Annotated in this window: 11 protein-coding genes and 1 pseudogene; 3 read left to right on the top strand and 9 right to left on the bottom strand. The window is 69.8% G+C overall.

The window, feature by feature from the left end:
• Positions 1-83 precede the first annotated feature (83 nt).
• Positions 84-2,000 carry a phosphomethylpyrimidine synthase ThiC gene (thiC, locus tag CCR84_RS11485; RefSeq protein WP_201212377.1) on the bottom strand — a complete coding sequence of 639 codons (1,917 nt, stop codon included), beginning with the start codon at positions 1,998-2,000 and terminating at the stop codon, positions 84-86.
• A gap of 351 nt (positions 2,001-2,351) precedes the next feature.
• Here thiC and CCR84_RS11480 point away from each other — a divergent pair, with 351 nt between their 5' ends.
• From CCR84_RS11480 to CCR84_RS16535, 3 genes and pseudogenes are all read left to right on the top strand, one after another.
• Entirely contained in the window at positions 2,352-3,005 is a 654-nt protein-coding gene (locus CCR84_RS11480; RefSeq protein WP_201212375.1) for a protein-L-isoaspartate O-methyltransferase family protein, read from the top strand.
• Between the two features lie 161 nt (positions 3,006-3,166).
• Positions 3,167-3,719 (top strand): annotated as a pseudogene (locus CCR84_RS16540) (TolC family protein); the annotation flags it as partial.
• Between the two features lie 111 nt (positions 3,720-3,830).
• Complete coding sequence (locus CCR84_RS16535) at positions 3,831-4,406, top strand: TolC family protein (protein WP_338052605.1); 576 nt, start codon at positions 3,831-3,833, stop codon at positions 4,404-4,406.
• A 316-nt stretch (positions 4,407-4,722) separates the two neighbouring features.
• Here the strand turns inward: CCR84_RS16535 and hypE are convergent, their stop codons facing one another.
• From hypE to waaC, 8 genes are all read right to left on the bottom strand, one after another.
• The gene (gene hypE / locus CCR84_RS11470; RefSeq protein WP_201212373.1) at positions 4,723-5,757 is read right to left on the bottom strand and encodes a hydrogenase expression/formation protein HypE; all 1,035 of its coding nucleotides are present in this window, start codon (positions 5,755-5,757) and stop codon (positions 4,723-4,725) included.
• Positions 5,758-5,879: 122 nt separating this feature from the next.
• Positions 5,880-8,168 (bottom strand): carbamoyltransferase HypF, encoded by a 2,289-nt coding sequence (gene hypF / locus CCR84_RS11465; RefSeq protein ID WP_201212371.1) that lies wholly within the window; start codon positions 8,166-8,168, stop codon positions 5,880-5,882.
• 12 nt (positions 8,169-8,180) lie between these two features.
• On the bottom strand, positions 8,181-9,287 hold the full coding sequence (gene hypD / locus CCR84_RS11460; protein WP_201212369.1) for a hydrogenase formation protein HypD: 1,107 nt from the start codon (positions 9,285-9,287) through the stop codon (positions 8,181-8,183).
• A 4-nt stretch (positions 9,288-9,291) separates the two neighbouring features.
• Positions 9,292-10,215, bottom strand: coding sequence for a hydrogenase nickel incorporation protein HypB (gene hypB / locus CCR84_RS11455; RefSeq protein ID WP_201212367.1), 924 nt, complete (start codon positions 10,213-10,215; stop codon positions 9,292-9,294).
• The gene (locus tag CCR84_RS11450; RefSeq protein WP_201212365.1) at positions 10,205-10,594 is read right to left on the bottom strand and encodes a hydrogenase maturation nickel metallochaperone HypA/HybF; all 390 of its coding nucleotides are present in this window, start codon (positions 10,592-10,594) and stop codon (positions 10,205-10,207) included. Before CCR84_RS11450 ends, hypB begins: the two co-directional genes overlap by 11 nt.
• Complete coding sequence (locus tag CCR84_RS11445; RefSeq protein WP_274610810.1) at positions 10,587-10,823, bottom strand: HypC/HybG/HupF family hydrogenase formation chaperone; 237 nt, start codon at positions 10,821-10,823, stop codon at positions 10,587-10,589. The genes CCR84_RS11450 and CCR84_RS11445 overlap by 8 nt, the downstream gene beginning before the upstream one ends.
• Before the next feature lie 13 nt (positions 10,824-10,836).
• Positions 10,837-12,156 carry a lipid IV(A) 3-deoxy-D-manno-octulosonic acid transferase gene (waaA, locus tag CCR84_RS11440; RefSeq protein WP_338052604.1) on the bottom strand — a complete coding sequence of 440 codons (1,320 nt, stop codon included), beginning with the start codon at positions 12,154-12,156 and terminating at the stop codon, positions 10,837-10,839.
• Positions 12,156-13,196: a lipopolysaccharide heptosyltransferase I gene (gene waaC / locus CCR84_RS11435; protein WP_242508683.1), complete on the bottom strand. Its 1,041-nt coding sequence runs from the start codon at positions 13,194-13,196 to the stop codon at positions 12,156-12,158. The genes waaA and waaC overlap by 1 nt, the downstream gene beginning before the upstream one ends.
• Positions 13,197-13,203 lie beyond the last annotated feature (7 nt).

Genomic DNA, 13,203 nt, shown 5'->3' with positions numbered 1-13,203 from the left:
ATTTCGTGGCCAACTGCTTGTTTCAGGATGAAAAAGGGCCGGGTGCGTTCCCGGCCCTTGGTCAGCAGCAGGCTACGACGGCCTCACACCTTGTGGTAGACCTCGGCGCCGGTCTTCACGAACTCGACCGACTTCGTCTCCATGCCTTTTTCGAGCGCTTCCTGCTCGCTCAGCCCCTGCGCCGCGGCGAAGTCGCGCACGTCCTGGGTGATCTTCATCGAGCAGAAGTGCGGGCCGCACATCGAGCAGAAGTGGGCGACCTTGGCCGATTCCTTGGGCAGGGTCTCGTCGTGGAAGCTCTTCGCCTTGTCCGGGTCGAGGCCGAGGTTGAACTGGTCGTCCCAGCGGAACTCGAAGCGCGCCTTGGACAGGGCGTTGTCGCGGATCTGCGCGCCGGGGTGGCCCTTGGCGAGGTCGGCGGCGTGCGCGGCGAGCTTGTAGGTGATGATGCCTTCCTTGACGTCGTCCTTGTCGGGCAGGCCCAGGTGTTCCTTCGGCGTCACGTAGCAGAGCATCGCAGTGCCGTACCAGCCGATCTGAGCGGCGCCGATCGCGCTGGTGATGTGGTCGTAGCCGGGGGCGATGTCGGTGGTCAGCGGGCCCAGCGTGTAGAACGGCGCTTCCTTGCACCATTCGAGCTGCAGGTCCATGTTTTCCTTGATCAACTGCATCGGCACGTGGCCGGGACCTTCGATCATCACCTGCACGTCGTGCTTCCAGGCGATCTCGGTCAGTTCGCCGAGCGTCTTCAGCTCGCCCAGCTGCGCCTCGTCGTTGGCGTCGTAGATCGATCCGGGACGCAGGCCGTCGCCGAGGCTGAAGGCGACGTCGTAGGCCTTCATGATCTCGCAGATTTCCTCGAAGTGCGTATAGAGGAAGCTTTCCTTGTGGTGCGCGAGACACCACTTGGCCATGATCGAGCCGCCGCGCGAGACGATGCCGGTGAGCCGGTTGGCGGTCAGCGGCACGTAGCGCAGCAGCACGCCGGCGTGGATGGTGAAGTAGTCGACACCCTGTTCGGCCTGTTCGATCAGCGTGTCGCGGAAGATCTCCCAGGTCAGGTCCTCGGCGCGGCCGGCGACCTTCTCCAGCGCCTGGTAGATCGGCACCGTGCCGATCGGCACCGGGCTGTTGCGAACGATCCATTCGCGCGTCTCGTGGATGTTCTTGCCGGTCGACAGGTCCATCACCGTGTCGCCGCCCCAGCGGATCGACCAGGTCATCTTCTCGACTTCTTCCTGGATCGACGAGCCGAGCGCCGAGTTGCCGATGTTGGCGTTGATCTTGGTCAGGAAGTTTCTGCCGATGATCATCGGCTCGGCTTCCGGGTGGTTGATGTTGGCCGGGATGATGGCGCGACCGCGCGCGATTTCGTCGCGCACGAACTCGGGGGTGATCTCGTCGGGAATGATCGCACCGAAGCGCTGGCCCGGATGCTGGCGGCCGATCAGGTCGGCGAGCTTCTGGCCCTGCGGACCCGAGGCGCGCAGCCCTTCGAGGTAGGCGCGGCGGTTGTTGTTCTCGCGGATGGCGACGTATTCCATCTCCGGGGTGATGATCCCGCGGCGCGCGTAGTGCATCTGGGTGACGTTGGCGCCGGACTTCGCGCGCAGCGGCTTGCGGTGCAGGCCGGGGAAGCGCAGCGCGTCGAGTTCGGGGTCGGCGGCGCGTTGGCGGCCGAATTCGGAACTCGGTCCGGGCAGTTCCTCGGTGTCGCCGCGCTCGGCGATCCAGCCGGCACGCAGCGCCGGCAGGCCGGCGCGGATGTCGATCTGTGCCTGCGGGTCGCCGTAGGGGCCGGAACAGTCGTACACGTAGATCGGCGGGTTCTTTTCGCCGCCGAACGCGGTCGGGGTGTCGGCCTGGCTGATCTCTCGCATCGGCACTTGCAGGTCGGGGCGGCTGCCGGCGACGTAGATGCGGCGCGAATTGGGCAGCGGCGCGACGGCTGCCGCGTCGACGTGGGCTTCGGCAGCGATGAATTCTTGCTTGGCGTTCATGGTGTTTCCTGACGAGGGCGCACGGCGCCCGTGCGGGCGGAGGTGCGGACTGTGGAGCGAACTGTGGTGGCGACTGGGCGCTGCTTGCGGATGGCCTCGCCGGGGTGCCTGGCGATGGCGGCTGCAGGTGGCCGGCTCGAGCGGTCGTGGCGGGCCGGCGGAGTCGGCAAGTTACTGTAATCGACCGGCAATGGCAAGAAGCGGGAACAGAAGCGGGCGCGGGCGCCGGAGCTGCCGCGCACCGTCGAGCCTGCGTCATCGGCTCCGGCCGGCGCCGGTGGCTCGGGTATAATTTTGACGGCTTGCGGCGGCCGGCGCCGCAGGCGGACACTCTTCAAGGAAAAGGACCGCATGGACTTCGAACAGGCGCGTTTCAAGATGATCGAGCAGCAGATCCGTCCGTGGGAAGTGCTCGACCCGACCGTTCTCGACCTGCTCTCGGTGGTTCGCCGCGAGGATTTCGTTCCGCCGGCGCTGAAGACGCTTGCCTTTGCCGACCTCGAACTGCCGATCGGCCAGGAACAGACGATGCTCGCGCCGAAGCTCGAAGCGCGCATCCTGCAGGAACTCGGCGTGCGCAAGACCGACGTCGTCCTCGAGGTCGGCACCGGTTCGGGCTACATGGCCGCGCTGCTCGCGTCGAAGGCCGAGTACGTCGTCAGCATCGAGATCGCCCCCGAACTGGCGCAATTCGCCGAGCAGAACCTCGCGCGCGCCGGCATCGCCAACGTCAGCGTCGAGGTCGGCGATGCGTCGCGTGGCTGGCCCGAGCAGGCGCCTTACGACGTGATCGTCGTCTCCGGCTCGCTGCCGCAGCTGCCCGACGAATTCAAGCGCGAACTCAAGGTCGGCGGCCGCCTCGTCGCCATCGTCGGTGATGCCCCGGCGATGAAGGTGCAGCTCGTCACGCGCACCGACGAGGACGCGTGGAATACCGTCAACCTGTTCGAGACCGTCGTCACCCCGCTCGCCAACGCCGAGCGGCAAAGCGCTTTCGTCTTCTAGTTGCCGTGAAACAGCAGCGTGGGCTGTCGTCGATTCGGTCCTTTCGGCCTGCCCAATATATGCTGATGCTGCGAGCGTTTTTCGTGGGAGCGGCGGCAGCCGCGAATTTGCGCTTCGCCTGAGCCCTTTCCCGCATACCTCAAGCCCGACGAGACCAAGCCATGACCAAGACGAATTCCCGCGTACTGTCAGACCTCGCCGGGAGCGGTAGCGCTTCCGGCAGCCGCCAGCGCCGACTGTTCGGCAGCGCCGCGCTTGCCGCATCGCTCCTCGCGGCAACGCCGGCTTTCGCCGCCGACCTGCTCCAGGTCTATCGCGATGCGCTCGCCTGGGACGCGCAGTACGCCGCGGCGCGCGCGACGGCCGCAGCGGGCCGCGAGAAGCTGCCGCAGGGGCTCGCCGGCCTGTTGCCGACCCTGAGCGCGTCGGCGAACACGACCTGGAACGACAACAGCTATCCGACCAGGGCGACGGCTCCCGACGCCCGGTTCAACAGCAACGGCTACTCGGTGAACCTGACGCAGCCGCTCTTCCGCTGGCAGAACTTCGTCCAGTACGGGCAGGCGCAGTACCAGGTGGCTCAGGCTGAAGCGAACCTCGCGCAGGCGCAGCAGGACCTGATCCTGCGCGTCGCCCAGGCCTACTTCGACGTGCTCTACGCCGAGGAGAACCTGAAGGCGGTGCGCGCCAACAAGGAAGCGATCGCGCAGCAACNGCAAGGACCCCGGCGAACTGAACCGCCTGCGTGCCGACGCGACGCTCAGCCCGCCGCAGCCGGCGGCGCTTGCCGACTGGGTCGCTGCCGCCGAGCAGGGCAGCCCGACGGTGCAGGCGCAGCAGGCTGCTGCCGAAGTCGCCGCGCGCGAGGTCGAGCGCAACCGCGCCGGCCACTACCCGACGCTCGACGCGGTCGCCGCGTACACGCAGAACAACGCCGGGCAGACGCAGTTCGGCGCCAACCGCTTCGAATCGACGGTGCGCCAGGCCGGACTGCAGCTCAACATCCCGATCTTTCAGGGCGGACTCGTCAATTCGAAGACGCGCGAAGCTGCCGCCAACCGCGACGCGGCGCTGGCCGCGCTCGACAACGCGCGCCGCAGCGCGGCGCTCTCGGCGCGCCAGTCCTACCTCGGCGTGGTCAACGGCATCGCCCAGGTCAGTGCGCTCGAAGCGGCGCTGGTTTCGTCGAAGAGCGCGCTCGAATCGAACAAGCTCGGCTACGAGGTCGGCGTGCGCATCAACATCGACGTGCTCAACGCCGAGCAGCAGGTGTACCTGACCCGCCGCGATCTTGCGCGCGCACGCTTCGACACCCTGCTCGCGCAACTGCGCCTGAAGGCCGCGGTCGGCACGCTCGCCGAGGAAGACCTGCAGCGGGTGAACGGCTTGTTCGAGCGTTGATTTCGCTTCATCGCGCCTTCCCCTGAGGCGCGATGAACCTTGATCTTCCGGCGCCGCTGTCGGGTGACGCTGCGCTGACCCGACGCCAATGGGAGTACAGACCACGGTTTTCGGGAGAAAGTAAGCGCGGCCAATCGATGCACAGCGGCGTCATTGCGAGGCGCGCAGCGCCGTGGCAATCGAGTCCGTTCTTCTGTCTCAGTGCCGTTTGACGGTTACGCTCTCAGCCCCTCTCCATGCACTCCTGGAATACTTCTATTCCGGGGACGCAGATCAGGCACAGGATGACGAACGTCCCCCTGAGGCTGATCCTGCCTCAGCAAATCCGCGGCAAGGGGTCGTCCTCGAGTTCGGGCAGGATGCGTTCGCCGCCGAGCGGGGTTTGCAGGACCACGCGCCCGGCGAGCGCCTCGACCACGCCGACGATGCGGGCGTCGCTGAAGCCGGCGGCGTGCAGGGCGGCGAGCGCCGGCTGCGCCGAATCCGGGTCGAGGACGGCGACGACCCGGCCTTCGCAGGCGAGGTAGAGCGGGTCGTAGCCGAGGATCTCGCAGACGCCGGCGACCGGCGCGCGCACCGGGATACTTTCCTCGAAGAGGCGCACGCCGGCGCCCGTGACGCTCGCGATGTCGTGGGCGACGGTGGCCAGCCCGCCGCGGGTCGGGTCGCGCATGAAGCGCAGTCCGGACTGTCCGACCAGGATGTCGGTGACCGGCAGCACGCAGGCGGCGTCGGACCTCAATTCTCCGGAGATCCCGAACTGTTCGCGCGCCAGCATCACCGCGGCGCCGTGGTCGCCGACGCTGCCGCTGACGAGCACTTGGTCACCGAGTTTGATGCGGTCGAGGCCTAGCGGCATCGGCGCGACGCGCGTGCCGATGCCGGTGGTCGCCAGGTAGATGCCGCCGCCCTGGCCGCGGCGGACGACCTTGGTGTCGCCGGCGAGGATGCCGACCCCCGCTTCGGCAGAGGCGCGCGCGATCGAGCGGATCACGCGTTCGAGCAGCGCGATTTCCAGCCCTTCCTCGACGAAGACGTTCAGGCTCAGCCAGCGCGGACGCGCACCGGAGACGGCGAGGTCGTTGACCGTCCCATGCACCGCCAGGCTGCCGATGTCGCCGCCGGGAAACTCCAGCGGCTCGACGGTGAAGCCGTCGGTGGTGATCATCCACTCGCCGCCGGCGGGATCGCTGGGGATCGCTGCGGCGTCGACGCGGGTGTCGATGCCCGTGCCGAGGATGCGCGCAAACAGCCCGTCGATCAGCTCGCGCATCAGGCGGCCGCCGTTGCCGTGCGCCAGAGAGATGCGCGCGCCGGGCGGGAACGGGGAGTCGGTGACGGCATCACTCATGGAGTCGGGCAGGGAGTCGGGTACGGAATCGGGCACGGAATCGGGCACGGAATCGGACATGGCGGATCGGCTTCGAAGGGTGAGAGGGCGACGGCCGCGCGAGGCGTCCGCTCCGGCACATTCTAAACGCCCGCTGCCGGCGCTGACGCGAGCAGCGCCTGCGCTTCGACGATCTGGCCGAAGGCGATCGCCGCGTCGTTGACCGGCAGCCGTTGCGGCAGGAAGACCGTGAAGCCGTCCTGCCGCAGCCAGCGCATTGCCAGTTCCGTCAGCCGGCGGTTCTGGAACACCCCGCCGGCCAGCCCGACGCGGGCGACGCCGCTTTCTTCGCGGATCCGTCGCGCCTGTGCGCACAGGGTCGCGGCGAGGACGGCGTGGAATTGGGCGGCGCGCTGCCGGGGCGGGCGTTCTTCGTTCAGCAGTTGCGGCAGCAGTGCCGACCAGTCGGCGCGCCAGAGTCCTTGGTCGCGGTAGAGCGGCAGCGCGGCGCCGTCGGTTTCCTCGTTGGCCTCGCTCGCGTCGGCGGCCAGAGCCTCCAGGCGCATCGCCGCTTCGCCCTCGTAGCTTTGCTCGTTGGTGACGCCGATCAAGGCTGCCGCCGCGTCGAACAGTCTGCCGACGGAAGTGGTGAGTGGGCTGTTGATCCGTTTTTCCCAGGCCTGGGCGGCCAGCCCGCTCGCCGCGGGGCGACCCCGCCAGTCGGCTTGCGTTTCCAGGCAGAGCGACAGCGCGCAGCGCCACGGGTCGCGGCTGGCGCGGTCGCCGCCGATCAGGCGGAACGGGCGCAGGCTGGCCACCCTTCGCCACCCTCCCGGAGCGCCGAGCAAGGCCTCGCCACCCCACAGCGTCCCGTCCCCACCCCAGCCGAGCCCGTCCCAGGCGAACACCAGCAACGGCCCCATCGGCTCACCATTTTCAGCGTACGCCGCGGATGCGTGCGCGTGGTGGTGCAGGACCTGCAGCAGCGGCAGGCCGCGTGCGCGCGCCCAGCGCGTCGAGAAATAGCCCGGATGCGCATCGCAGACGAGCACTTCGGGTACGACCGCGTGGAGCCGGCAGAGGTCGTCGATCACCTGCGCGAAGACTTCGAGGCTGCGCGGGGAGGCGAGGTCGCCCTGGTGCGGCGAGACGATCACGCGGTCGCCGCTGGCGAGCGCGATCGTGTTCTTGAGGTCGGCGCCGACGGCGAGTAGCGGACGCGGGACCGGCTCAAGCAGCTTCAGTTCGCGCGGCGCGTTGCCGCGGCCCAGGCGCAGTGGCCGCGGCGCGCCGGCGATGACGCGGAAGACCGGGTCGTCGGCGGGGCGGCGGATCGGCCGGTCGTGATGCACGAAGGCGTCGGCGACCTTCCCGAGGCGATGCTCGACTTCTTCGGCGTCGGTCAGCACCGGCTCGCCGGAGAGGTTGGCCGAGGTCGCGACCAGGGGGCCGGCGAAGCCTTCGAGCAGCAGGTGGTGCAGCGGCGAGTAGGGCAGCATCAGCCCGACCTCGTCGAGTCCGGGGGCGATGGCTGTGGCGAGCGGCAGGCTGCCCGCGGACAGCTTCGTCAGCACGATCGGGCGCTGCGGATCCTTCAGCAGCGTGAGTTCGCCGGCGTCGGGCTGCGCGATCCTTCCTGCAGCAAGCAGGCCTTCGCTGAGCAGAACGGCGAGCGGCTTCGCCGGCCGCTGCTTGCGCGCGCGCAGGCTTTTCACCGCAGCGTCGGAAGACGCGTCGCAGAGCAGGTGGTAGCCGCCGATCCCCTTGACCGCGACGATCAGCCCTGCACGCAGGCTGGCGATGCAGGCGGCGAGCGCCTCCTCGTTGCCGCGGACTGGCTCCGTTCCCGGCCGGCGGAACTCAAGCCGCGGGCCACAGCGGGGGCAGGCCAGCGGTTGCGCGTGGAAACGCCGGTCGGCCGGGTTTTCGTACTCGGCGCGGCAATCGGCGCACAGTGTGAATCCGGCCATCGCCGTGTGCGGCCGGTCGTAGGGCAGGCGGTCGATGATCGTGTAGCGCGGGCCGCACTGGGTACAGTTGGTGAAGGGGTAGCGGTAGCGCCGCGCCCCGGGGTCGGCCATCTCGGCGAGGCAGTCCGCGCAGACGAAATGGTCGGGCGCGACACTTGGGAGCGCGGTGACGCCAGCTTCGCTGTCGACGATCCGGAAATCCGCGTAAGCATGGAACTCGGCAGCGGACGCCTGCACGGGGCCGGGCTGGGCGAGCGGTGGCGCCTCGCGCGTCAGTGCGTCGACGAACTGATCGATCGACTCGGCCGCGCCCTCGACGTGGATGTCTACCTCTCCGCCCAGGTTGCGCACCCAGCCGTGCAGCCCGTGCGCGAGCGCCAGCCTGAGCACGAAGGGGCGGAAACCGACACCCTGGACGCGCCCGATGAGGCGGAGGTGGCGGGCGCTCGCTGCCTCGACCAAGGCCGCTTCTCCTCAGCCGGCGCTGGGCGCGCGCACTCCGGATGCCCACCAGATGCGGCAGGCGCCCTCGTCCGAGACCATGCACGGCCCGACCGGCGACGCCGGCCGGCACGCCGAGCCGTACAGACGGCACCCGGTGGGGCTGATGCGGCCGAGGACGACGCGCGCGCAGTCGCAGCCGGCGGGCATCTCCCCCGCCTTGCGCCCGCCGGCAGTGGCGGGCAGGTGCAGGCGCGCGTCGTGCGCGGCGAACTCATCCTTGAGTGCGTAGCCTGAGCGCGCGATCGTCCCGATGCCGCGCCAGGGCGCATCGACGACGCTGAAGGCCGTGTCGAGCAGGCGGCGCGCGAGCGGGTTGCCACCCGCCCTGACCGCTGCCCCGTAGCAGTTCTCCAGCGCCGCTTGTCCCGTGCGCGACTGTTCCAGCACCGAGTGGATCGCCGCGAGCAGGCTCTCGGCGGTGAAGCCGGCGATCGCTGTCGGTATGCCATGGCGCGTCGGGACGAAGTCCCACTCCGCGGGCCCCATCACGGTGGCAACGTGTCCCGGCGCGATCAGCGCGTCGAGGCCTGCCTCCTCTCCTGCGTCGGGCGATTCGAGCAGCATCGCCACGGCCGGCCAGGTCAGCCGGCCGCTGTTCAGCAGCAACAGGTTGGGCGGTAGCCCCTCGACGATCATCGCCGCGATCGGCGCCATCGTCGTCTCGAAGCCGACCGCATGGAAGACGAGCTTGCGCTGCGGGTTTTCGCGCGCGATCCTGAGCGCGTCCTGCGGCGAGGCGATCGCATGCACCGAGGCGCCGGCGGCCCTGGCCTCGGCCAGCGAGCGGACTTCGCCGCGCGCGACGTTGGCCGGGACGCGCAGCATGTCGCCGAAGCTGGCGACGATCACGTCCTGGTGCATGGCCCAGTCGATCGCCTGATGGATGTCCTCCTCGGGGCAGACGCAGACCGGGCAGCCCGGTCCGGGGATCAGGCGGATCTCCGGCGGCAGCAACGTGCGCAGTCCGGCCATCGAGATCGAGCGCTCGTGCCCGCCGCAGACGTTCATGATGCGCAGCGGAGCGGCCAGCGGCAGTTCCCGTATCCGCGTGAGCCAGTCCTGCGCTTGGCCCGGCATGCGTTCAGCCTGCTGCCGAGAAGCTGATCTCGGGCTGCTGCCCGCCCTTCCGGCTTTGCGCGGCGTTCCGGCCGACGGGCAGCAGGCTCTCACCCTGTTCGAGGTGTCGCCCATGTTCGGCGCGCGCTGCCTGCAGCCAGGCGATCCATGCGTCGAGGCCGGCGCCGCTCTTCGCCGAGAGCGGCAGCACGGGCGCCGGCGACGCCAGTTCGCGCAAGCAGCGCTCGGCGCGCGCTGGCGAGAACTCGTCGAGGTAGGGCAGGAGGTCGGTCTTGGCGAGCAGCATCAGGTCGGCGGCACGGAACATCACCGGGTACTTGGCCGGCTTGTCGTCGCCTTCGGTGACCGAGAGCAGGATCACGTTGCGGTGCTGGCCCAGGTCGAAGCTCGCCGGACAGACCAGGTTGCCGACGTTCTCGATGAACAGGAGGTCGATGGCGTCGAGGTCGAGGTGTTCGAGCGCGTGCCCGACCAGGTGCGCGTCGAGGTGGCAGGCGGTACCGGTGGTGATCTGCTGCGCGGGAACGCCGAGCGCGCGGATGCGTTCGGCGTCGTTCTCGGTCTCCAGGTCGCCCTCGATGACGGCGATGCGCAGCGAGCCCTGCAGGGCGCGGATCGTCGCTTCGAGCAGCGCGGTCTTGCCCGACCCCGGCGATGACATCAGGTTGATCGTCAGTATCCGGTGGCGGTCGAGCCTGGCGCGGTTGGTGCGCGCGTGCGCGTCGTTGTGCGCCATCAGCGAATCCAGGAATCCGGCGGCCTCTTCGGTCGCGCCGTGCCCGTGGCCATGGCCATGCGCGTGGTCGTGCATATGGCCGTGCGAGTGGCTGTGCGAGTGGCTGTGCGAGTGGCCATGATCATGGTCGTGTCCCTCTCCGGGAAGATGCCGATGCTCGCCAGGAACGGCGCAGCCGCAGTCAGTGCACATCGTTTTTCTCCTCTGCTCCATTCGTCGGCGGGTCTTCGCGCACGAGTTCGACGCGGGCAATGCTCAGTTCGTGTCCGCGCACGAGCTCGGTGTCGAAGCTGGCGCAGGCCGGGCAGCCGAGCCGGCTCGGCGCAGCCTCGGCTTCCTCACCGCAATTCCGGCATCTTATGCGCGGTGGCACGACCGTGGTGACGAGCTGTGCCCCGGCAGCGAGCGAAGCGGCGGCGGCGAAGGGGAAGGCTTCCTCGAGCAGCAGCGCCTCGACCCCCGACAGCATGCCGACCTCGACCTCGACGCGCGCGACCGAGCGGGCGCCGTGCCGGCGGCACAGCGCGCTCAGCTGCTCGACGAGGTTCATGCACAGCGACAGTTCATGCAAGCGGATGCTCCCCGGCATTCAGCTGGTCGAACACTTCCCAGGTCGCGCGCGCCTCTTCGGCATCGACCCGCTGCAGCGCGTAGCCGACATGCACCAGCACCCAGTCGCCGACTTGTGGCGCTTCGTGCTGCAGCATGAACAGGCTGACCAGGCGCTCGACGCCCCTGGCGCGGCAGCGCGCGTCGACGCCGTCGATGTCGATGATCTGCATGGGAACGGCGAGGCACATGGCGGTACGGGTCTCAGCGGGCGGACGTTGCTTCGACCACCGCCGCCAGCGTGCGTTCGGTCGCGCCGCGGTGCGCGCGGCTGAAGGCGAGCGCGTGCTCGCGCATTTCGTCCAGCGCCTGCGCGTCGGCGAGCAGCGCGCGCATCTCGCGGACGGCGTCGTCGGCGTCGGCGACGCGGCGCGCGGCACCTGCGGCAATCGCGTCAGCGGTCGCCTGCGCGAAGTTGAAGCTGTGCGGGCCGATCAGGGTCGGGCAGCCGCAGGCCGCGGCTTCGATCAGGTTCTGCGCACCGAAGGGCAGGAGGCTGCCGCCGATCAGCGCCAGGTCGGCGGCCGCGTAGTAGGCGACCATCTCGCCCATGCTGTCGCCGAGCCAGACCTGCACCGGCGGTATCGCGCTCGCGGCGTCGAGCTTGCTGCGCCGCGCCAGGGAAAGTCCGCGCTCGCGCACCAGCGCGCCGACTTCCTCGAAGCGCTGCGGGTGGCGTGGCACGAGGATCAGCAGCGGCGCCGGCTTCCCATCGGCGGCGGCGAAGAAGCCGGCGCGGGAGAGTGCGTCGAGGATGATCGCTTCCTCGCCGTCGCGCGTGCTCGCCGCGAGCAGCAGCGGGCGTTGCCGACCTTCAACGTCGACGAACAGTTTCTTCCATTGTGCGCCGAGCGCGAGTTTCCCGGGGGCGGGACTCACGTCGAACTTGAGGTTGCCGCAGACGACGACGCGCCGCGCGCCGAGCTGGCGCAGGCGCTCGGCGTCGGCCTCGGTCTGCGCGGCGATCACCGCGAGCGAAGCGAGCGCCGGTGCGATCAGCCCGCTCACGCGTGCGTAGCCGGCGGCCGAGCGTGCCGAAAGGCGCGCGTTGACCAGCGCCAGCGGCACCCCCTGAGCCGCTGCGGCGGCGCACAGGTTCGGCCAGATCTCGGTTTCCATGATCAGCCCGCGTTCGGGCCGGAAGTGTGCGAAGAACCGCCTGCAGGCCCCCGGCAGGTCGTAGGGCAGGTAGGCCTGCACGATCCGTCCCGGATGTCGCGCCACGAGTTCGCTGCCGGTGGCGCGTCCTGTCGGCGTCATGTGCGTGAGCAAGAGGACGTGCTGCGGGTGCGCCGCCAGCAGCGCATCGACGAGCGGAACCGCGGCGCGCGTCTCGCCGACCGAGACGGCGTGCACCCAGAGCAGCGGTCGCCCGGCCAATTCGGCGGCGAGAGCGGGGTAGTGGCCCCAGCGTTCGCCGACGTGCTGCCGGTATTCGGGCTGGCGGCGCGCGCGCCAGGCGAGGCGCCCCAGCAGCAGCGGCTGGGCGAGGGTGAAGGCGCCGGAATAGAGCCCGCGCAGCATCAGGCGCCGCCCCCCTGTGCCTTGCCGGGGAGGCGCTCGCCGTCGTCGAGCGCGACGGCGGCGAGCGCGAGCACCTCGGCTACCGTCGGCGGCCGGTCCTTGCCGCCGAGGTTGCGCACGAAGCCGCACGGGCTGCCTGCAGCCGCCGACACCTCGCCGCCGAGCGCGCCGGTGAGTGCAGGCTGGGTCGCGGTGTAGATCGCCAGCGTCGGCGTTCCGAGCGCTGCGGCAAGATGCACGAGTCCGGTATCGACGCCGACGCAGATCGCTGCGTTGCCGATCAGCGCTGCCGCCTCGCGCAGGCTCACCGGCGGCGCGGCGATCGATCCGGGGACGGCCGCGGCGAGCCGCGCTGCGCGTTCGCGCTCGCGCGGGCTGCCGCCGGGAAAGACCGGGGTGATGCCTTGCGCGGCGAGTTCGCGCCCGAGTTCGATCCAGTTTTCCTCGGCCCACAGCTTGTCGTCGCGCGAGGTGGCGCTGAGCAGGACCGCGTGGCGCGGGCTGCCTGCCAGCCAGGGCAAGGCGAATGGTGGTACGAGCGGCGGCGGGACGATGCCGTAGGCGAGCGGCGTTTTTGTCACGAAGTCGGCGGGCAGGCCGAAGGCGGCGGCGGCGAGCAGCCGGTTGCGCGTCACCGCGTGCAGGTTGCGAGGCACGCTGAAGGTCCGGTCGTAGAAGCGTGCTGCCAGCGGCTCGCGCGCCGAGTCGGCCGCGTAGCCGAGCCGGATGCCGCGCGCACGACCGGCGATCAGCGCGCTCTTCACCAGCCCCTGCGTGTCGAGCACGAAGTCGTAGTCGCTGGCGCCGATCCGATCGCGAAAGTCGCGCATCTCGCGCCAGGTCTGCGCGCGCCCGAGACCCTTGCGCCAGCGCCGCAGCGCGACCGGGATGACTGCGTGCAGACCCGGGTGCAGGCGCGGGATGTCGGCGAAAGCTTCCTCGACGCACCAGTCGACCGTCGCGTCCGGAAAGGCGCGCGCGAGGTCGCTGAGCACCGGCAGGTTGTGGATGACGTCGCCGAGCGAGGAGGTTTTGATCAATAGAATG

Origin of the sequence: Rhodocyclus purpureus, assembly GCF_016653115.1 — a bacterium.
Taxonomy (GTDB): Bacteria; Pseudomonadota; Gammaproteobacteria; order Burkholderiales; family Rhodocyclaceae; genus Rhodocyclus; species Rhodocyclus purpureus.
Note: the sequence above shows the minus strand (reverse complement) of the source record. Positions and strands in the feature narration are given on the sequence as shown.

Excerpts from the sequence above, each read along its gene's own strand:
- hypD (WP_201212369.1), bottom strand. The coding sequence starts at position 9,287 with ATGCCGGGCCAAGCGCAGGACTGGCTCACGCGGATACGGGAACTGCCG.
- thiC (WP_201212377.1), bottom strand. The coding sequence starts at position 2,000 with ATGAACGCCAAGCAAGAATTCATCGCTGCCGAAGCCCACGTCGACGCG.
- hypE (WP_201212373.1), bottom strand. The coding sequence starts at position 5,757 with ATGAGTGATGCCGTCACCGACTCCCCGTTCCCGCCCGGCGCGCGCATC.
- CCR84_RS11445 (WP_274610810.1), bottom strand. The coding sequence starts at position 10,823 with ATGTGCCTCGCCGTTCCCATGCAGATCATCGACATCGACGGCGTCGAC.
- hypB (WP_201212367.1), bottom strand. The coding sequence starts at position 10,215 with ATGTGCACTGACTGCGGCTGCGCCGTTCCTGGCGAGCATCGGCATCTT.
- CCR84_RS11480 (WP_201212375.1), top strand. The coding sequence starts at position 2,352 with ATGGACTTCGAACAGGCGCGTTTCAAGATGATCGAGCAGCAGATCCGT.
- waaA (WP_338052604.1), bottom strand. The coding sequence starts at position 12,156 with ATGCTGCGCGGGCTCTATTCCGGCGCCTTCACCCTCGCCCAGCCGCTG.